Raw genomic sequence first — 17,643 nt, 5'->3', positions numbered from 1 at the left:
GCCCGGCTGTACCGAAAGAGCCACAACACCGGCGCGCAGCTGAGTTACATGGGGCATGTGCTGATGGAACACCGCAGTGGCCTGGTGCGCAGTGCTCATGTGACTCTGGCCGGTGGCCGTGGCGAACGCGAAGCCGCGCTGACGATGCTGAGCAAGCTGGGTGGTCGCCGTCGCCGCACCTTGGCTGCGGACAAGGCCTACGACACGGCAGACTTCGTGGCCGCCTGTCGTGCCCTCGGCGTGACACCGCATGTGGCGCAGAACACCAATGGTCGGCGCAGCGCCATCGACGGCCGTACCACGCGCCATGCTGGCTATGGACTGAGCCTGAAGATTCGCGCCTGGATCGAAACCCACTTCGGCTGGCTCAAGGCGGCGGCAGGCCTGCGCCAGGTGAAGCAACGCGGACTTGAGCGTGTCGACGCGCTGTTCCAGCTGGCCATGGCGGCAAGCAACCTGGTGCGCCTGCCGAAGCTGCTGGCTACAGGCTCAATGGCATGAGCGCGTTGACGGGGAAGGTGCGCCTGGAGCACGCCAAATCGGGCTATTTCCATCGATTGGCACCCTAAACGGGAAGTAAACGAGCGCGACCGCTGCTGCCAGAAGCAGTGGACGTAATCATCGCGGCGAATTTCAACAGGCTGCTAACGCGACTTCTTTCCTTTCTTGCGCTTCTTGCCACCGGCCTTGCCAGACGGCAACGGCAGCGCCCGGGAGAACGCATCACGCATAGCCTCCAGGCGAGCATCGTGGATATCGTGAATGCGTTGACGACGCGCCTCGGCAAAGTCGATTACAGCAGGGGTGTCATGTTTATCTGTCATCGCTTGACCTTCACGGACGATGTTTAGAGCCATCAGACTAGCATCGCCTCAGACTTCGATGTCAACCAGCAACCCCTTCTTTGGCAGATCCAGCTCGCGTTCCTCCGGCGGCTGCTCCTGCAGGGTATGCACGCGACGGCGACGACGACGGCGGTCCGGCCAGCGCCCCTTGTCCTGACGGCGACGCTCAACCTGCTCAGTTGTGGCGTCGTGCACGGGCTCGGTGGCCGCGGACGGCTTGACCTCTGTTTTGGCCCTGAACGCATCATTTTGCGCTCCTGCAGGCGGCAAACCCGGAATCAGCATGATTGTTGAACCTCATCGCCCGGACGCCGGATTTCCAGCGTCAACACACACCACGTTTACAATGGTTATCGACTGTCAGACCAATAGGTTTACCCCTGTACTGTGTCATTGCGCACAAAACTGAGCAATTTTTAATCAATGCAAGATGTTCAGACCGACCGGATCGGCGCAACACCGCGGTTTCGGGTACCCGGGCGATCGGGTAATATATGCGCCCTTTTTTGCACCACCAGGAGAGCGGCATGACAGGTTTTACCCCCGGACAACGCTGGGTCAGCGACAGCGAATCGGAACTGGGTCTCGGTACGGTACTGTCGCAGGACGCCCGCCTGGTAGTCATGCTCTTCCCCGCCAGCGGCGAAACCCGCCACTACGCGCTGCGTAACGCGCCGCTTACCCGCGTGCGTTTCAGTCCGGGCGACAGCATTACCCACCACGAAGGCTGGAGCATGATCGTCAGCGACGTGGTCGAAGAGGATGGTCTGCTGGCCTACGCCGGCCTGCGGGACGACGGCACCCCGGCCGCCTTTGCCGAAACCATGCTGGACAATTTCATTCAGTTCCGGCTGGCCAGCGATCGTCTGTTCGCCAGCCAGATCGACCCCCTGCCCTGGTTCAGCCTGCGCTTTGAAAGCCTGCGCCATTTCTGCCGCATCCAGCGCTCGCCGCTGCTTGGCCTGGCCGGAGTACGCACCCAACCGATCGGCCATCAGCTGCATATCGCCCGCGACGTTGCCGACCGCATGGCGCCACGCGTGCTGCTGGCTGACGAAGTGGGGCTGGGCAAAACCATCGAAGCCGGCCTGGTCCTGCATCGCCAGCTGCAGACCGGCCGCATCCGTCGCGTGCTGATCGTCGTACCGGAGAACCTGCAGCATCAATGGCTGGTCGAGATGCGCCGTCGCTTCAATCTGGAGTTCGCACTGTTCAATGCCGACCGCTGCAACGGTGCCGAAAACAACCCCTTCGAGGAGGCCCAGCTGGCATTGGTCGCGCTGGAGTTCCTGCTGGAAAACGACAAGGCACGGGACTACCTGGACCAGTCCGACTGGGACATGCTCATTGTCGATGAAGCGCATCACCTGGTCTGGCACGAAGAGCAGCCAAGCGAAGAGTACACACTGATTGAAGGCCTTGCCCGGCGCACACCGGCGGTACTGTTGCTGACAGCGACCCCGGAACAACTGGGCCAGGCCAGTCACTTTGCCCGTCTGCGTCTGCTTGACCCGGACCGCTTCCACAGCCTGGAAGAGTTCATCAGGGAAACCGAGCGCTACCAGCCCGTTGCCGAGGCGGTACAGCACCTGCTTGAGGAAGACCAGCTGAGCGCCGAAGACAACGCCGCCATCTCCGGCTGGCTGGGCGACAGCGCCACCGGCCTGCTGGATAGCGTGAGCAAGGGCGGCCCTGATGCCACCGCCGCCCGCGAGAGCCTGATCCGCCAGCTGCTGGACCGTCACGGCACCGGGCGCGTGCTGTATCGCAATACCCGCGCTGCGATCTCCGGTTTCCCGGAGCGTCAGCTGCACGCCTACCCGTTGCCCTGCCCCGAGCAATATCAGGATCTCGAGGGCCAGGCCGCCCTGTATCCGGAGCAGGCGCTGCAGACCGAAGGTGGTGAAACGCCCTGGTGGCAGGCCGACCCGCGGGTCGAATGGCTGATCGACACCCTCAAGCTGCTCAAGCGCACCAAGATTCTGGTCATCTGTGCCCACGCTGAAACAGCACTCGATCTGGAGGACGCCCTGCGTGTGCGCAGCGGGATTCCGGCCTCCGTTTTCCATGAAGGCATGAGCATCATCGAGCGCGATCGTGCGGCGGCCTTCTTCGCCGACGAGGAGTTTGGCGCACAGGTGCTGATCTGCTCGGAAATCGGCAGCGAGGGCCGCAACTTCCAGTTTGCCCACCACCTGGTCATGTTTGATCTGCCAAGCCATCCGGACCTGCTCGAGCAGCGCATCGGCCGTCTCGACCGTATCGGCCAGCAGCACACCATCCAGCTGCATGTGCCCTATCTTGAAGGGACCGCCCAGGCGCATCTGGTCGAGTGGTACGACAGCGCGCTGAACGCCTTCCGCGCCACCTGCCCGACCGGCAATGCCCTGCAGCACCAGTTTGGCAGCGAGCTGCTGCAGCACCTGGACCATCCGCACCAGGACGGCTGGGAAAGCCTGATCGAACGTGCCCGCACGCAGCGTCTGGCGCTGGAAGAGGAGATGCACAACGGCCGTGACCGGCTGCTGGAACTGCATTCGCGCGGTCACAAGGACTCCGAACAGATGCTGGAGACCATCGCCCGTCAGGACAGTGACTTCCAGCTGCCTATTTATATGGAACGCCTGTTCGATGTATTCGGCGTCGACAGCGAGGATCATTCCGACAACGCACTGATCCTGCGCCCGGGCGAACGCATGCTCGATGCCGGCTTCCCGCTGGGTAACGACGAAGGCGTGACCATCACCTATGATCGCGACACGGCCCTGTCACGCGAAGACATGCAGTTCCTCACCTGGGAACACCCGATGCTGCAGGGCGGCATGGATCTGGTGCTGTCCGGCAGCATGGGCAACAGTGCCGTCGGCTTGCTGAAGAACAAGGCCCTCAAACCCGGCACCATGCTGCTGGAGTGTATCTACGTCTGCGAGGCGGTAGCCCCGCGCGCGCTGCAGCTGCAGCGTGTACTGCCGCCCACGCCGATCCGCTGCCTGCTGGATATCAACGGTAACAACCTGGCAGCCAAGGTCAGCTTTGACACGCTGGATTCGCAGGTCGAATCGGTGCCGCGGCAGTTGGCTGTGAAGATCGCCAAAACCCAGCGCGAGCCTATCGAGAAGCTGCTGGGCCAAGGGGAGCAGGCAGCGGCCGCGCAGCATCAGCAGCTGGTTGAAGCCGCACGACAGCAGCTGGGCAACGAGCTGCGCGAAGAGATTGAGCGCCTGAAGGCCCTGCAACAGGTCAACCCGCTGGTCCGCGATGAAGAAATCGGGGCGCTGGAGCAACGCCTGCGTGAGGGTGACCACCTGCTGCAACAGGCCAAACTGCGGCTCGATGCGATTCGCGTTCTGGTGGCTGGCTAAGGGCGGATCCGGCTGGCGCCGAAGCCGCTCAGGAGGCGGTCGGCACCAGACAGAGCAGCCCCAAAAAGCGCTGCAGGGCATCGCGCTGGGCCGTCGCATCACGCCGGCCCAGCTCTATCAGCTCGCGGGTGTAATCCGCTTCAAACAGCAGATAACTGACCACGCTGCCGCCTGATGCCCGGGTTGCACCGCTGCCGCGCAGGAAGGCCCGCAGGGAGCGAGGCAGCAGCTTGCGATGCCTGGCCGCGATCACATCCAGCGGTTCGCTCGGCGAAATGATCTGTACCTCAACCTGACGTACCCCCCTGCCCGACTGCCGTGCAGCGCTTGGCAGGTAACCGGCAAGCCGATTCATCCGGTCCAGCAGCTCGACATCCGCTTCAAGATTATCGACAAAGGTACTGTTCAGCAGATGCCCGCCGATCTGCGCCAGCGTTGGCGGCGCAGCAGCCCGCAGGCGCGGCCCGCGTCGCCCGCCTGGAGGGTCGGCCAGATTGTCCGACACACCGATCACCAAAACCTTGTTGGCACCCAGATGCAGCGCCGGGCTGATGGGCGCCTGCTGGCGCACAGCCCCATCGCCGAACCACTCGCGGTTGAGCAGAACCGGGGGAAATACCAGCGGAATGGCCGACGACGCCATCAGGTGCTCCAGCCCCAGCCGCGTCTGCACACCTACCCGACGGTGCCGCGACCAGGGCGCGATCCGCTCGCGGCCCTGATAGAAATTGACCGACTCGGCCGACTGATAGCCAAATGCACTGACCGATACCGCCTGCAGCAGGCCGGCCTGCAGCGCCTCATCAATCCGGCCAAAGTGCAGGGTGCGCTGCAGCAGAGCGCGCAGCGGAGCATTGTCCAACAAGGCGGTTGGTTGCTTGCTCGGAAAACCAAGCAGGTTGGCCTTGGTCCAGCGCCAGGCCTGAGCAGTCACCCCCGGCCAGTCGGTGCGGTACACCTGATCACAGTGAAAACCGGACCACACCGCATCCAGCCGACTCACCCCCTCAGCAAAATGCTGCGCATGGGTCGCCAGCGCCAGCGCATTGATGGCGCCCGCAGACGTGCCGCAGATGACCGGAAAGGGGTTCGCCGCGCCCTCCGGCAACAGCTCGGCGATGACCGACAGTACGCCGACCTGATAGGCCGCACGGGCACCGCCTCCAGACAGGATCAGCCCGGCGCAATCACTGCCGATGCGCGGATTCATCAGCTGCGCCGTGCCCGGCGCTTGCGCCGACGCCGCTTGGCATACGGCCGGCTTTGCCCTTCAGGCCGCGTCTTGAAGCGGCGATGCACCCACATGTATTGCTCAGGCTGCTCACGCACAGCCTGCTCAACCCACTGATTGATGCGCAGTGCGTCCGCGGTCTCGCTTTCGCCGGGAAAGTCAGTCAGCGGCGGATGCACGCTCAGCCGGTAGCCCTGTCCGTTTGGCAGCCGGGTCTGGGTAAAGGGCACCACCAGTGCCTTGCCCAAGCGGGCAAAGGTACTGGTCGCGGTAACGGTCGCCGCTTCAACCCCGAATAACGGCACAAAGACACTGGCCTTACGGCCGTAGTCCTGGTCCGGCGCATACCAGATTGCCCGGCCGGTGCGCAGCGAACGCATCATGCTGCGCACGTCCTCGCGCTCCACCGCCTTGGCATCAAGATTGTGCCGCTCGCGGCCCCGGCGCTGCACAAAATCAAAGGCCGCGTTGCGATGCTCACGGTACATGCCATCGATGGTTACCGCCTGCCCCAGCAGGGCAGCACCAATCTCCAGAGTGGTGAAGTGCAGCGACATCAGGACCACACCCTTGCCCTGGGCTGCAGCATTGGTCAAATGCTCAAGACCCTCGATATGCGCCAGGCCAGCCAGCCGCTTGCGCGGCCACCACCAGGCCATGGCCATTTCAAACAGGGCGATGCCGTTGGAGGCAAAGTTCTCGCGCAACAGGCGCTCACGCGCAATCTCCGACATCTCGGGAAAGCACAGCGCCAGGTTGGTACGGGCGACCTCACGACGCTCGCCCATGAGATGGAACATGCCCCACCCTACAACCCGCCCCAGAGCCAGGAGCCAGCGGTACGGCAACTGGATCACCAGCCACAGCAGTCCCAGCCCAAGCCAGAGTAACCAGTAACGCGGATGCAGCAATGCTGCAGAAAAGCCCGGCCTTTCCATCAACGGATCCATTCAACGAAAACCCACATTCTATGACCTGAAGCCGCCTGATCGCCAGCCGCGATACCCGAACGACGCCAAAGCCCCGCCAGTCAGACCGAAGCCGGCTTGCGATCAACCGGCTGTATCTATATAAGGAAGCGCAGAACAGCGGGTACGCCCGCGGCCGCTCCGAGCGCCGGGGCGCGCCCCAATTTGCAAACTGGATTGATCATGACTGCTGATACTACCCTCGACCTGCTCGACAACGACCCGGTATTCCACCTCAAGGGCGGCATGCTGACGATGACGCTGGTCGAGCTGATTCGCCTGGCACCGGACCAGTTCGCCCGGCAGCTGGCTGAAAAGGTCGAGCAGGCGCCCAATTTCTTCGTCGACACCCCGGTGGTGATTGCCCTCGACAAACTGAACGAGCCGCTGACCGACCTTACCCTGCGCCACCTGTTGAACCTCTGCCGTGACCACGGCCTGCAGCCGGTTGCCCTGCGCGGCGGCGAGGCGTTCCGCGAGCTGGCTCAGGGCGCCAATATGGTGCTGCTGCCCCCCGGCCGTCAGCGCGAGCGCAGCCTGGATCTGCCTGACCCGCCCCCCAAACCGGCACCGGCACCGGCCGTCGAAATCCCGCCGCCACCGGCCGCCATCGCAGGCAAAATCATCACCGAGCCGGTCCGCGGCGGCCAGCAGGTGTATGCCCGCGGCGGCGACCTGATCGTCATGGCCCCGGTCAGCGCCGGTGCCGAGCTGCTCGCCGACGGCCATATCCACGTCTACGGGCCGCTACGCGGGCGCGCCCTTGCCGGTGTGCAGGGCAACCAGGAGGCCCGTATCTTCTGTCAGAGCCTGGAAGCCGAGCTGGTTTCCATTGCCGGGCAGTACAAGGTGGCCGAAGATCTGCGCAAGAAACAATGGAAGCAGGCCGTGCAGATCAGCCTGGCGGGTGACAGCTTGAAGATCAGCGGGCTTTAACCGATACTGTCGAGCCATTCGGGGGCCCTCTTTCTCTGGTCTGTGACCGAGTTCCGCCGTAGCCATATTCCTTATCACCGCACCGGGAACCAATTGAGTCCGGTGCGCTCCACTATCCAGACAATTTCGACAGGAAGGTCATTTTGGCAAAAGTCATCGTTGTCACATCAGGCAAAGGCGGGGTGGGCAAAACGACCACCAGTGCCGCCATCGGTACCGGACTGGCACTGCGCGGTTTCAAGACCGTCATCGTCGACTTCGACGTGGGCCTGCGTAATCTGGATCTGATCATGGGCTGCGAACGCCGCGTGGTCTACGACTTCGTCAACCTGATCAATGGCGATTCCAATCTGAATCAGACCCTGATCAAGGACAAGCGCTCCGACAACCTGTTCATCCTGCCGGCGTCCCAGACCCGCGACAAGGACGCCCTGACCGTCGAAGGCGTGGAGCGTGTTCTGAACGAGCTGAAGGAAACCTTCGACTACATCGTCTGCGACTCCCCGGCCGGCATCGAGAAAGGTGCTCACCTGGCCATGTATTTCGCCGACGAGGCCGTTGTGGTCACCAACCCGGAAGTCTCCTCCGTGCGCGACTCCGACCGCATGCTGGGTCTGCTCTCGAGCAAATCCCGCCGCGCCGAAAACGGCGAGAAGATCAAGGAAAACCTGCTGCTGACCCGCTACAACCCCGAGCGTGTTGAAAACGGCGAAATGCTGTCAGTGTCAGACGTGGAAGACATTCTCTCCATCCCGCTGCTGGGCGTTATCCCCGAGTCACAGGCCGTTCTCAAGGCCTCGAACCAGGGTATTCCGGTGATCATGGACGAGAAAAGCGATGCCGGTCAGGCCTACAGTGACGCCGTCGAGCGCCTGCTGGGCAAGGATATTCCGCACCGGTTCCTGGAAGCACAGAAGAAGGGCCTGCTGCAGCGCCTGTTCGGAGGGCGTTAATGAGCATTTTCGATTATTTCCGCGATCGCAAGAAGTCGACGCCCGCGTCGATTGCCAAGGAGCGCCTGCAGATCATCGTCGCCCACGAGCGTGGCCAGCGTAATCAGCCGGACTACCTGCCGCAGCTGCAGCAAGAAATCATCGATGTCATCAGCAAATACGTTCCTATCGATCGCGAACAGGTACACGTCGCGCTGGACAATCAGGATGATTGCTCGATTCTTGAACTCAACATCACCCTGCCCGAACGCCCCTGAGCAAGTCGGTGCCGCCCGTCCGGGCGGCACCGCGGATTTCCCATGCCCCTGACCCATATCGGCATCATTCATCAGGATCCGACCTTCCTGATCGTCGACAAGCCGACCCTATTACTGTCTGTCCCCGGCCGCGCCGAGGACAACAAGGACTGCCTGATCACCCGCCTGCAGGAAAACGGCTACCCCGAAGCCCGCATCGTTCATCGACTGGACTGGGAAACCTCCGGCCTGCTGGTCATCGCCCGCAACCCCGACGCCCATCGCGAACTGTCTCGCCAGTTCCATGACCGCGAGACCGAGAAGGCCTATATCGCCCTGTGCTGGGGCCAGCCCGAAGGCGACGCGGGACATATCGATCTGCCGCTGCGCTATGATCCACCCAATAAACCAAGGCACATCGTTGACCACGAACTGGGCAAGCACGCACAGACGTTCTGGCGGGTGCTTGAGCGCCATCAGGACTACTGCCGGGTGGAGCTGACGCCCATTACCGGCCGCTCGCACCAGCTGCGCGTGCACATGCTGGCCATCGGGCATCCGCTATTGGGTGACCGCCTGTACGCCGAGGGAGCCGCACTCGAAGCCTGCCCGCGTCTGGCACTGCACGCCGCGAGACTGACCATCAGCCACCCGGAAACCGGCGAGCGCATGGCATTCGAGAGCCCCTGCCCGTTCTGAACACGGGCCTGAATTCAACCTTGCAGGAGACCGTCATGCAGGACCAACAGCTTCAGGATCTGGCCGATTTCATCGCCAGTTCACCCACCCCCTTCCACGCCACCGCCACCCTGCGCGAACGCCTGATCGCAGCCGGATTTGAAGCACTGAACGAGCGTGAAGACTGGCAGTTGAAAGCGGGTGGGCGCTATCTGGTCAGCCGCAACGACTCCTCGATCATTGCCTTCCAGCTGGGTGCCGAGGGCGCGTTGGCAAGTCGCGGTCTGCGGCTGATCGGCGCACACACCGACAGCCCCTGCCTGCGGGTCAAGCCGCAGCCGGAAAAAGATCAGCAAGGCCTCTGGCAACTGGGCGTGGAGATTTACGGCGGCGCCCTGCTTGCGCCCTGGTTCGACCGCGACCTGTCGCTGGCCGGGCGAGTTACCTTCCGCCGCGCCGATGGTGCGCTGGAAAGTCGGCTGATCGATTTTCAACGACCAATCGCGGTCATTCCCAACCTGGCGATTCACCTCAATCGTGGCGTCAACGACGGTCAGGCGATCAACCCGCAAACCGACATGCCGCCATTGCTGGCACACAGCCTGGAGGCCGGCCGTGACCTGCGCGCCCTGCTGGCGGCCCAACTGCAACAACAGCACCCGGATTGCACCGACATTGCCGTGCTGGACTACGAGCTGAGCTTCTACGACACCCAGCCGCCGGCACAGATTGGCCTTGAGGGTGATTTTTTCAGCGCCGCCCGTCTGGACAACCTGCTGTCCTGTCACGCCGGCCTGCAGGCATTGCTGAACAGCGATGGCGAGCAACCGTGCCTGCTGGTCTGCACCGACCACGAGGAAGTCGGCTCATCCTCCTGCTGCGGCGCCGACGGCCCCTTCCTTGAGGACGTGCTGCGCCGCCTGGTGCCGGACGACGCAGAACGGATTCAGCTGATCCAGCGCTCGCTGCTGGTCTCGGCCGACAACGCCCACGCCGTGCACCCGAACTTCGCCATGAAGCATGACGAAAACCATGGCCCCAAACTCAACGCCGGCCCGGTCATCAAGATCAACAGCAACCAGCGCTACGCCACCAACAGCGAAACCGCTGCGTTCTTCCGCCACCTTTGCGCCAGTACAGACGTCCCGGTCCAGGCCTTCGTCGTGCGCAGTGACATGGGCTGCGGCAGCACCATCGGCCCAATCACCGCGAGCCGTCTGGGCGTGCGCACCGTCGACATCGGCGCACCGACCTTTGCCATGCACTCGATCCGGGAACTGGCCGGCAGCCGCGACCCGGGCTATCTGATTACCGTACTGACCGCGTTCTGCAACAGCGCACAGCTGATCTGAGCCCCCATCACAACAAGCGCTGGCAGACTCCCGCACAACACCACAAAAAAGCCCCAAGCGTCAGCAACGCCTGGGGCTTGTTGTGGCTCGGAGCGCGGACAATCAGTCTTCGCGCACCAGAATCACCTTGCCGACCACCTGATCACGCGCGAGCTCTTCAAACGCAGCAGCCGCATCGGCAAACCCGAAGGTTTTTGCCACCATCGGCTTGAGCTCACCGGATGCGAACTGGGGCATCAGGCGCTGCTCCATGTCGGCCAGCAGGGTGGCCTTGAACTCGGCATCACGGGTGCGCAGGGTTGAGCCGATCAGACTGATGCGCTTGGCCAGCACCTTGGCCAGATCCAGCGTCGCGTCGCGGCCGCCCATCAGACCAATCAGTACCCAGCGCGCATCCAGCGCCAAGAGATCCAGGTGATCAGCAGCGTAGGTAGCGCCGACCGGATCGAGCGCGACATTGAACGGACCAAAATCCTTCAGCGCAGCAATCCCGCCCTGACGCAGCACGCCACCCTCGGCACCCAGTTCAACACAGGCATCCAGCTTGTCCTGACTGCCGACACTGACCCAGCAGGGGTTGCCCTGCGCCTTGCACAGCTGAATTGCCGCAGTGCCCACGCCACTGGCACCGGCGTGAATCAGCACCTTCTCGCCCGGGCGCGCATTGCCCAACACAAACACATTCAACCAGGCGGTGCTGAACACCTCCGGAATGGCTGCCGCCTCGGCCCAGTTCAGGTTGTCCGGCACCGCCAGCAGATGGCGCTGGTCAACCACCACTTCTTCAGCCATACCGCCGCCGGCCAGCAACGCACACACGCGATCACCGATCTTCCAGCGCGCCCCTTCGGTTACCTCGATCACCTCGCCGGCACACTCCAGGCCCAGCACACTGGTTACCCCGGGTGGCGGTGGATACATACCCGCTTTCTGCAGCAGGTCGGCGCGGTTCAAACCGGCGGCCATCACACGAACGCGAACTTCGCCAGGTTTCAGCTCTGCAGCAGGCTGGACCTGCCAGGACAGCTCTCCGCCCTCAGCTTGCAATCCTCTCACGCTACCTCCATAGTTCATTCAATAGTGGCCATACGCGGGAACTCTGCGCTCCCGTCGGAACTCCAAAAGCATACTCTCTCCGGACACGATACCCCAGATGAAAGGTTTCCCTCTCCTGCGCCAGTCCTGTCTCATTGCCCTGCTGAGCTTCAGCGGCAGTGTGCTCTCGGCCGAGCAGAATCAAGCCCTCGACCTCGATTCACTGCAGCCGACCCGGGATCAGGTCATTGCCAGCCTGAATACCGTCGAATTACTGCGCCGCCACCACTACAACCGCATTCGCCTGGACGACGATCTGTCCGCCCAGATCTATGACACCTATATCAAGCAGCTCGACCCCCAGCGCAGCCTGTTTACCCAGCAGGATATCGATGCCTTCGCCGGCAATCGTCTGCGCTTCGACGACCTGCTGAAGGCTGGCGATCTGAGCGTTGGCTTCGCCATGCACAAACGCCAGCTGCAGCGCGTCCAGCAGCGTCTGGCCTTCACCCTGGACCTGATCGACAACAAGCTGGACACGCTTGACTTCAGCAGCGACCAGGAGATTCTGGTTGATCGCGAAGACGCGCCCTGGGTCGCTGACGAACAGGGTCTTGAACAACTCTGGCGCGCACAGGCCAAGGACGAGGTACTGCGCCTGAAGCTGGCTGGCAAGGACATGGCCGGAATCAGGGAGCTGCTGGGCAAGCGTTACCGTGGCCAGCAGATCCGGATCAACCAGACCCGCTCCGAGGATCTGTTCCAGAGCTATATAAATGCCATGGCCCAGGTCTACGATCCGCATACCCAGTATCTCTCGCCGGAGAGCGCCGAGAACTTCGACATCAACATGAGCCTGTCGCTCGAGGGTATCGGTGCGGTACTGCAAAGCGACAACGAATACACCAGGATCGTGCGTCTGGTACCGGCGGGGCCTGCACAGCGCAGCCAACAGCTGGCAACCAGCGACAAGATCATCGGCGTAGCCCAGGGTAACGACGACATGGTCGATGTGGTTGGCTGGCGCCTGGACGAAGTCGTCAAGCTGATCCGCGGCCCCAAAGGCTCGCCCGTGCGCCTGGAAGTCATCCCGGCCAGCAACCCGCCGGGCGATCTGACCAGCAAGGTAATCCAGCTGACCCGCGAAGCGGTCAAGCTGGAGGATCAGGCTGCCAAATCGTCAATCATCACGATCAACCAGCAAGGCCACGATTACCGCATCGGCGTGATCGAGGTGCCCGGTTTTTACATCGACTTCAAGGCCTACCGCCAGGGTGACCCCGACTACCGCAGCACCACCCGTGACGTGCGCCGCCTGCTTGGCGAACTGAGCACCCAGAATGTGGACGGCGTCGTGCTGGATCTGCGTGATAACGGTGGCGGCTCACTGCAGGAGGCAACCGAGCTGACCGGCCTGTTCATTGACCAAGGCCCCACCGTGCAGGTGCGCGACAGCCAGGGTCAGGTTCAGCAACTGGACGACCCGGAAGCCGGTATCGCCTACAACGGCCCGCTGGCGGTGCTGGTCAACCGCCTGTCTGCCTCGGCCTCGGAAATTTTCGCCGGCGCGATGCAGGACTACGGCCGCGCACTGGTCATCGGCGAGTCCACCTTCGGCAAGGGCACCGTGCAATCAATCCAGCCGCTCAACCACGGTGAACTAAAGCTGACCCTGGCCAAGTTCTACCGGGTGTCCGGTCAGAGCACCCAGCACCGGGGTGTGGTACCGGACATCAGCTACCCGTCGCTGCTCGACAGCAAGGAAATTGGCGAAAGCGCCCTGCCCCACGCGATGCCATGGGATACCATTGCGCCGGCGCGCTTCCGCGCCAGCAGCCAGTTGCAGCCGTTTATCTCGCAACTGCAGAAACAGCACGAGGCGCGTGCAGCGAAGGACCCGGACTTCATCTACACCCTGGCCCGCATCAACCTGGATGCCGAGATTCGCGCACAACAGACCGTGCCGCTGAATGAAGCCAAGCGCAAGCAGCGCCAGGACGACTATGAGGCCCGCCTGCTCGCACTGGAAAACCAGCGACTGACTGCGCGGGGCGAAGAGCCGCTAAGTACGCTGGAGAACCGCGACCCGCTGCTGGAGCCCGACCACAGCGAGGAAGAGGAAAACCAGGCACAGGACGATGCCTTCCTGGTCGAGACCAGTCACATCCTGCTCGACCTGCTGCAACTCGAGCATCAGGTCGCGACCGTCGACTGACTCCCTCCAGCCGCCATCCGATGGCCCATGCCGTCGGATGGCAATCATACTGTCATCCTTCTGTCACACCCCAGTGACACACTTGCGCGGTCAGGACGAATCCCGCGCACGCCTCTAGCGCGAGCCCGGGCGGCCAGGTACGGCCACTTTCATTTGCCTGGGAACCTCTATGACCGTGTCCGAACAACGTCAGGCCCTCATCTCCATACTCAACCGCGGCGCGGTCACCAGCCTGTTTCAGCCGATCGTCTCGACGCTGGAAGAGCGTATTGTCGGTTTTGAGGCGCTCAGCCGCGGTCCGTCCGACAGCCCGCTGCACTCCCCGGTCACCCTGTTCGCCGCAGCCCGCCACCACGGCATCCTGACCGAATTGGAGATGCTCTGCCGGGATCGCGCGGTCAGCCGCTTCTGCAATCTGAACCTGCCGGGCAAGCTATTTCTCAATGTATCGCCGGAGAGTCTGCTTGAGCATCAGCACTACCCGGGGCGGACACTGGAGATTCTGCAGCGCAATGGACTCAAGCCTGACCAGGTCGTCATTGAGCTGACGGAGCAGGCACCTATCGAGGACCTGTCACTGCTGCGCAGCGCATTGCACCACTATCGCGACATGGGATTCTCAATCGCACTGGATGACCTTGGGGCTGGCTATTCCAGCCTGCGCCTGTGGTCAGAGCTGCAACCGGAGTTTGTGAAGATAGACCGTCATTTTATCGATGGCATTCACCGAGACCCGGTAAAACGGGAGTTTGTCGCCTCCATCCTGCATATGGCCAAAGCGTCCCGTGCCTGCGTTATCGCAGAGGGCATCGAGCAGCCCGAAGAGCTGGCAGTACTGGAGGACATAGGCATCGACTGGGTTCAGGGCTACCTGCTCGGACGCCCAGACAGCCACCCGCGCGTCGACGAAATCCAGCTAGGCGAGCGCATCGGCCAGAGTCCGTCCAGCGTGGTGGATGACGCACCGATTCACAGCCTGCTGCTACCCATACCGGGCGTACCGGACGACACCAAAGTACAGACCGTCCTCGACAGCTTTCAGCAGCAGCCAACCCTCAACACCCTGGCGATCATCAATGAGCAGGGTCACCCCGTCGGCGCAGTGCAACGGCATGCCCTGAGCCATATCATGCTCAAGCCCTTTGCCCAGGAAATCCACAGCCGCAAGCCGATTCGACAGTTGATGGACCCCGACTGCCTGATCGTCGATATCCGTCAGAGCCTGCAACGTGTCAGCCGACTGCTGACGAGCCGCGCGCGCCAGCGCCTTGAGGATGACTTCATCATTGTCGATCAGGGTATTTACAAGGGACTGGGACGCGGGATCGACGTGCTCCGTCAGATCACCGAGCTGAAACTGCAGCAGGCAAGACACGCCAATCCGCTGACCCTGCTGCCTGGCAATATACCGATCCAGCAGTGCCTGCAACGCCTGCTGGAGCGCGGAGTCGATGCCCAGCTGTGCTATATCGACCTGGACAACTTCAAGCCCTTCAACGACCTGTATGGCTATGGCAAGGGTGACGAAATCCTGCTTGGCCTCGCGCAGCTGCTGCGCGAGCTCTGTGATCCGCGTTGCGACTTCGTCGGCCACATCGGCGGCGACGACTTCATCCTGGTAATGCAAAGTGACGACTGGCGGGAGCGCCTGCATAGCCTGGATAACCGCTTCCAGCAGCTATGCCGCACCCTGTACCGGGCCGAGCACCTGCAAAGCCGGAGCTTCACAGCACCCGACCGGGAAGGCCGCTGGCGCAGCCATGATCTGCTGAATCTGTCGATCGGCATTCTGCCCCTGATTGGAAGCCGCGCTCGCCAGTTCGACCCGGCACGTCTGGCCGAACTGGCGTCCAGGGCAAAGCACGAGGCAAAACGGCAGCGGGGCTTCAGCCTGGTCATTCAGGATCTACCGATTGACGGTCTCGACGGCAGCGAGCGACACCTCAATCTGTGTAGCTGAATACCGGCGTTGATCTATGCTTAGGTAAGTCCAAGATACAGGTCATATCGTGAGGCTGATACCAATCTATCTGGGGGCGCTGTTGCTGCCGTGGTCGGCTTCCAGCCTTGCCGCCCCCATCAAATGGGGCTTCTCGCCTTCAGATCCGCCTCCGTATGTGGTGATGGACGGCGCCAGCCTGCAATCCAGCCTGACCAAAGACCTTGGTCAGCTGGTAGCCAATGCTACTGACCGCTCAGTGCAGTTTATCCCGGTACCCAACAACCGGATCGACGACGCCTTCAACCGAGGGCAAATCGACATTATCTGCAATACCCAACCCTCCTGGCACACTCACCCCGAGCAGATGCTCTGGAGTGAGGTGCTGTATGAGGACGCTGACGTCATCGCCACGCGCAGCACCAGCCAGCCCCCCTCCAGCATAAATGACCTCAGAGGGGCTATGGTGGGTACCACACTGGGCTACCACTACAGCAGCAAGCTCACGGACGCGTTCGAGAGCGGCCAACTGACTCGCCACGACGTCCGCGATCTCAATACCCGCCTCAAGATGCTGGAACGCCACCGTCTCGACGCGACCGTAGAGCTGCGTCGGCCGTTGCAGCACTATCTGCTTGGCAAGCCGGCCGACATCCGCATCAGCGACTGGGAAATCGAACGCTTCGCCCTGCGCTGCGCCACGCCGAGACAACCGGAGAACCACCGGCGGTTGATTGACGCCATTCATCGCCTGCTGGAAGAGGGGCAGATCACCGACCTGGTAGACCGCTACCAGTAACCTCGAGGTTACCCACAGCTTCTGTGGATAAGTCTGTGAAGAAAATCAGGAAAAGTCGCTCAAACGCCCGTTTACATGCGCCTGCAGTCAAACCGCGCACATTTTAACCAAAGCAAAAAATGCAGTTTTTTCAGCGAGTTAGCGAGAAGAAGCGGAATCAGAAAAAAAGCGAAAAGTAAACAGCGGACGTTACCGAAGAATGTGCATAAAGGTAACACGGGAACGCCCGGAGGCCTTGCACCGGGCATTCCAACGTGTTACCGCGCGCTTACTCGCCGCGCGGCTTGATCGACATCAGTTCCATGTCGAACACCAGGATGGAGTTCGGCGGGATGACCGGACTCGGGCTACGCGGACCATAGGCCAGCTCGGCCGGCACGGTAACAGTCCACTTGTCACCAACGTGCATCATCTGCAGCACTTCAACCCAACCCGGAATCACACCAGCCACCGGCAGCTCGGCCGGTTCACCACGCTGAACGGAGCTGTCGAACACGGTGCCATCCAGCAGGCGACCTTCGTAGTGAACGACAACCACGTCATCAGCCTGCGGCTGCGGACCGTCCGCATCACCGGATGTCACCACCTCGTACTGCAGGCCGGAGTCGGTTTCGGTCACGCCGTCTTTGGCGGCATTCTCTTCAAGATACTTCTTGTTGGCATCCAGCGCTTCCTGGGCCAGCGCCTCGGCGCGCTCCTGGGAGCGCTGCTGCAACTCGTTGAAAGCGTTAGTCAGTTCTTCATCGCCAACACGCTGCTCCTGACTGCCCAGGGCATCCTGCAGGCCCAGCGCCAGCGCTTGCGGGTCGATATCACCCAAACCGTCCTGCAGCAGACTCTGACCCATGTTCAGGCCGATGCCGTAAGACGCTTGTTGAATGGGAGTAGTGAGTTCCGGTTCATCCTTGTTACAACCGGCCAGAGCCAGAGCCCCGACTGCAATGCTGACTGCCAGCAGATTACGCTTCATGCTTACCTCAGTAGACAAGCCCTTTACGGGCGAAAAGAAGCGCCAGCTTAGCAGGGCTTTAAACGTCCGGCTACCGGAAGAAACGGGAATGTGAACAGGTACGGAACGTACCGGATAAAACCTG

The 17,643-nt window shown here is 62.1% G+C and carries 15 protein-coding genes and 1 pseudogene; 10 read left to right on the top strand and 6 right to left on the bottom strand.

Annotation, left to right across the window (positions count from 1 at the left end; translation table 11 throughout):
• Positions 1 to 501, top strand: a pseudogene (locus AC13EY_RS10240) (IS5-like element ISPa8 family transposase); the annotation flags it as partial.
• Positions 502 to 644: 143 nt separating this feature from the next.
• Here AC13EY_RS10240 and AC13EY_RS10235 read toward each other — a convergent pair.
• Positions 645 to 824 (bottom strand): hypothetical protein, encoded by a 180-nt coding sequence (locus tag AC13EY_RS10235; protein ID WP_088276834.1) that lies wholly within the window; start codon positions 822 to 824, stop codon positions 645 to 647.
• A gap of 48 nt (positions 825 to 872) precedes the next feature.
• Entirely contained in the window at positions 873 to 1,130 is a 258-nt protein-coding gene (locus tag AC13EY_RS10230; protein WP_088276745.1) for a hypothetical protein, read from the bottom strand.
• Between the two features lie 242 nt (positions 1,131 to 1,372).
• Here AC13EY_RS10230 and rapA point away from each other — a divergent pair, with 242 nt between their 5' ends.
• Positions 1,373 to 4,207 (top strand): RNA polymerase-associated protein RapA, encoded by a 2,835-nt coding sequence (gene rapA / locus AC13EY_RS10225; protein ID WP_482876702.1) that lies wholly within the window; start codon positions 1,373 to 1,375, stop codon positions 4,205 to 4,207.
• Between the two features lie 28 nt (positions 4,208 to 4,235).
• Here rapA and AC13EY_RS10220 read toward each other — a convergent pair whose 3' ends face one another.
• Both AC13EY_RS10220 and AC13EY_RS10215 read right to left on the bottom strand, forming a co-directional pair.
• Entirely contained in the window at positions 4,236 to 5,417 is a 1,182-nt protein-coding gene (locus tag AC13EY_RS10220; protein ID WP_482876700.1) for a patatin-like phospholipase family protein, read from the bottom strand.
• Positions 5,417 to 6,376, bottom strand: a complete 960-nt coding sequence (locus AC13EY_RS10215; protein WP_269687720.1) for a lipid A biosynthesis lauroyl acyltransferase — start codon at positions 6,374 to 6,376, stop codon at positions 5,417 to 5,419. Before AC13EY_RS10215 ends, AC13EY_RS10220 begins: the two co-directional genes overlap by 1 nt.
• A gap of 213 nt (positions 6,377 to 6,589) precedes the next feature.
• Here AC13EY_RS10215 and minC point away from each other — a divergent pair, with 213 nt between their 5' ends.
• From minC to AC13EY_RS10190, 5 genes are all read left to right on the top strand, one after another.
• On the top strand, positions 6,590 to 7,342 hold the full coding sequence (minC, locus tag AC13EY_RS10210; protein WP_482876698.1) for a septum site-determining protein MinC: 753 nt from the start codon (positions 6,590 to 6,592) through the stop codon (positions 7,340 to 7,342).
• A 143-nt stretch (positions 7,343 to 7,485) separates the two neighbouring features.
• Positions 7,486 to 8,295: a septum site-determining protein MinD gene (gene minD / locus AC13EY_RS10205; RefSeq protein WP_088276755.1), complete on the top strand. Its 810-nt coding sequence runs from the start codon at positions 7,486 to 7,488 to the stop codon at positions 8,293 to 8,295.
• Positions 8,295 to 8,552, top strand: a complete 258-nt coding sequence (minE, locus tag AC13EY_RS10200) for a cell division topological specificity factor MinE (protein ID WP_088276757.1) — start codon at positions 8,295 to 8,297, stop codon at positions 8,550 to 8,552. Before minD ends, minE begins: the two co-directional genes overlap by 1 nt.
• 42 nt (positions 8,553 to 8,594) lie before the next feature.
• Complete coding sequence (locus AC13EY_RS10195) at positions 8,595 to 9,230, top strand: RluA family pseudouridine synthase (RefSeq protein ID WP_233049294.1); 636 nt, start codon at positions 8,595 to 8,597, stop codon at positions 9,228 to 9,230.
• A 35-nt stretch (positions 9,231 to 9,265) separates the two neighbouring features.
• Positions 9,266 to 10,561, top strand: a complete 1,296-nt coding sequence (locus AC13EY_RS10190; RefSeq protein ID WP_482876695.1) for a M18 family aminopeptidase — start codon at positions 9,266 to 9,268, stop codon at positions 10,559 to 10,561.
• Positions 10,562 to 10,663: 102 nt separating this feature from the next.
• Here AC13EY_RS10190 and AC13EY_RS10185 read toward each other — a convergent pair whose 3' ends face one another.
• Positions 10,664 to 11,617 carry an NAD(P)H-quinone oxidoreductase gene (locus tag AC13EY_RS10185; RefSeq protein ID WP_285677852.1) on the bottom strand — a complete coding sequence of 318 codons (954 nt, stop codon included), beginning with the start codon at positions 11,615 to 11,617 and terminating at the stop codon, positions 10,664 to 10,666.
• Between the two features lie 97 nt (positions 11,618 to 11,714).
• Here AC13EY_RS10185 and AC13EY_RS10180 point away from each other — a divergent pair, with 97 nt between their 5' ends.
• From AC13EY_RS10180 to AC13EY_RS10170, 3 genes are all read left to right on the top strand, one after another.
• The gene (locus tag AC13EY_RS10180; RefSeq protein WP_474122030.1) at positions 11,715 to 13,811 is read left to right on the top strand and encodes a carboxy terminal-processing peptidase; all 2,097 of its coding nucleotides are present in this window, start codon (positions 11,715 to 11,717) and stop codon (positions 13,809 to 13,811) included.
• A 169-nt stretch (positions 13,812 to 13,980) separates the two neighbouring features.
• On the top strand, positions 13,981 to 15,771 hold the full coding sequence (locus AC13EY_RS10175; RefSeq protein ID WP_233049291.1) for a bifunctional diguanylate cyclase/phosphodiesterase: 1,791 nt from the start codon (positions 13,981 to 13,983) through the stop codon (positions 15,769 to 15,771).
• Between the two features lie 49 nt (positions 15,772 to 15,820).
• Positions 15,821 to 16,549 (top strand): substrate-binding periplasmic protein, encoded by a 729-nt coding sequence (locus AC13EY_RS10170; RefSeq protein ID WP_474122029.1) that lies wholly within the window; start codon positions 15,821 to 15,823, stop codon positions 16,547 to 16,549.
• Between the two features lie 268 nt (positions 16,550 to 16,817).
• Here the strand turns inward: AC13EY_RS10170 and bamJ are convergent, their stop codons facing one another.
• Positions 16,818 to 17,519, bottom strand: a complete 702-nt coding sequence (gene bamJ, locus AC13EY_RS10165) for a BamJ family beta-barrel-assembly machinery protein (protein WP_088276772.1) — start codon at positions 17,517 to 17,519, stop codon at positions 16,818 to 16,820.
• Positions 17,520 to 17,643: the final 124 nt, after the last annotated feature.

Source organism: Halopseudomonas sp. L-58 (assembly GCF_056859475.1).
This window is presented reverse-complemented; position numbering and strand designations above follow the sequence as displayed.

Coding starts and splice junctions, on each gene's coding strand:
- AC13EY_RS10235 (WP_088276834.1), bottom strand. CDS start 824: ATGACAGATAAACATGACACCCCTGCTGTAATCGACTTTGCCGAGGCG.
- AC13EY_RS10230 (WP_088276745.1), bottom strand. CDS start 1,130: ATGCTGATTCCGGGTTTGCCGCCTGCAGGAGCGCAAAATGATGCGTTC.
- rapA (WP_482876702.1), top strand. CDS start 1,373: ATGACAGGTTTTACCCCCGGACAACGCTGGGTCAGCGACAGCGAATCG.
- AC13EY_RS10220 (WP_482876700.1), bottom strand. CDS start 5,417: ATGAATCCGCGCATCGGCAGTGATTGCGCCGGGCTGATCCTGTCTGGA.
- AC13EY_RS10215 (WP_269687720.1), bottom strand. CDS start 6,376: ATGGAAAGGCCGGGCTTTTCTGCAGCATTGCTGCATCCGCGTTACTGG.
- minC (WP_482876698.1), top strand. CDS start 6,590: ATGACTGCTGATACTACCCTCGACCTGCTCGACAACGACCCGGTATTC.
- minE (WP_088276757.1), top strand. CDS start 8,295: ATGAGCATTTTCGATTATTTCCGCGATCGCAAGAAGTCGACGCCCGCG.
- AC13EY_RS10195 (WP_233049294.1), top strand. CDS start 8,595: ATGCCCCTGACCCATATCGGCATCATTCATCAGGATCCGACCTTCCTG.
- AC13EY_RS10190 (WP_482876695.1), top strand. CDS start 9,266: ATGCAGGACCAACAGCTTCAGGATCTGGCCGATTTCATCGCCAGTTCA.
- AC13EY_RS10180 (WP_474122030.1), top strand. CDS start 11,715: ATGAAAGGTTTCCCTCTCCTGCGCCAGTCCTGTCTCATTGCCCTGCTG.
- AC13EY_RS10175 (WP_233049291.1), top strand. CDS start 13,981: ATGACCGTGTCCGAACAACGTCAGGCCCTCATCTCCATACTCAACCGC.
- bamJ (WP_088276772.1), bottom strand. CDS start 17,519: ATGAAGCGTAATCTGCTGGCAGTCAGCATTGCAGTCGGGGCTCTGGCT.